This window comes from Actinoallomurus acaciae (assembly GCF_042429965.1).
GTDB lineage: Bacteria > Actinomycetota > Actinomycetes > Streptosporangiales > Streptosporangiaceae > Actinoallomurus > Actinoallomurus acaciae.
The window spans coordinates 1-203 of record NZ_JBHLZP010000159.1; the positions used below are offsets into that span (position 1 = coordinate 1).

A 203-nucleotide genomic window follows, 5' to 3' on the forward strand; every position below is an offset into this window, starting at 1 on the left:
CAGCGGCAGACCGCGCCCGTCGCAGGCCAGGTGGATCTTGGTGGTCGGCCCGCCGCGGGATCGTCCGAGCGCCCGGTCCGTTTGGTGATCTTGCTGCCCGTTCGTCCCGGCCGTGCCCCCTTTTTTTACGGGCACCGGCGGAGTGCTGATGAGCACGCACGATGGTGGAGTCCACGCACACACCCGTCATGTCGGCTTCACCG

The 203-nt window shown here is 68.5% G+C and carries 1 pseudogene; it reads right to left on the reverse strand.

Annotated features, from left to right (window positions below):
• A pseudogene (locus tag ACFFNX_RS21560) lies at window positions 1–203 on the reverse strand (IS5/IS1182 family transposase); the annotation flags it as partial.